The organism is Pseudoxanthomonas jiangsuensis (assembly GCF_010093185.1).
Lineage (GTDB): Bacteria > Pseudomonadota > Gammaproteobacteria > Xanthomonadales > Xanthomonadaceae > Pseudoxanthomonas > Pseudoxanthomonas jiangsuensis.
This window is the reverse complement of record NZ_PDWL01000120.1, coordinates 1-554: the sequence shown is the minus strand read 5'-3', so window position 1 is coordinate 554 and position 554 is coordinate 1. Positions and strand designations below refer to the sequence as shown.

The 554-nt window shown below is 30.3% G+C and carries 1 protein-coding gene; it reads left to right on the top strand.

From position 1 onward, the window contains the following. On the top strand, positions 1-554 hold a 554-nt coding region (locus tag CSC62_RS17580; protein ID WP_425502060.1), incomplete at both ends, for a hypothetical protein.

Sequence of the window (554 nt, the reverse complement as noted above, 5' to 3'; positions counted from 1 at the left end):
GATTATAGGATATGACATTTGGTATAACAATAATGTTATTGAAAAATGGAAAAATGATCCATTAATGGCTTGGGCTAAAAATTCTCGCAATACGATAGAAAAACAAGGCGATTTAGAAATGTATAGCGAGGCAAAGGCTACTCTTATTTCATCTTACATTGAAGAAAATGACATTGAGTTTATTACAAATGAAAGTATGTTAAACATTGGTATAAAAAAGTTAGTCAGACTTGCACAAAAGAAATTACCTTCATATTTAACTGAATCATCTATTATTAAATCAGAAAGACGATGGGTCGCTAATACGCTAAAAGATTACGAATTATTACATGCCTTAGCTATAATCTATGGCAGAATGTATAACTGCTGTAACTCTCTTGGCATACAAATAAACAATCCAATGGGTGACGATGTGATTTCGCCAACATCATTCGACTCTTTATTTGATGAAGCCAGGAGAATAACTTATTTAAAATTAAAAGATTACTCCATAAGCAAATTGTCATTTAGCATGATACAATATGACAATAAAATAATTCCTGAAGATATTAAAG